The sequence below is a fragment of the Neobacillus drentensis genome (genome assembly GCF_036966985.1).
GTDB lineage: Bacteria > Bacillota > Bacilli > Bacillales > Cytobacillaceae > Neobacillus > Neobacillus drentensis_E.
Genome location: NZ_JBALSN010000640.1, coordinates 1 through 210, shown reverse-complemented (window position 1 = coordinate 210; position 210 = coordinate 1).

Below are 210 nucleotides of genomic sequence, written 5' to 3'. Positions count from 1 at the left end.
TCAAGCAGTTTTGAAGTTAGAGGCAAGATATCTTTTTTGGTTCCATTCAGTTTTATGTAATGCTGTAAAGTCTTGAATTAATACACTTTTTAAAATATCATAAATCATTTAGTTTTATCTATTTAAATATAATCTGTGACCAAAGGTGTGACCAGTTTTCTTATATTATTTAAAGGATTAAACAAGTAATTGAGGAGGTTTATTCAAACC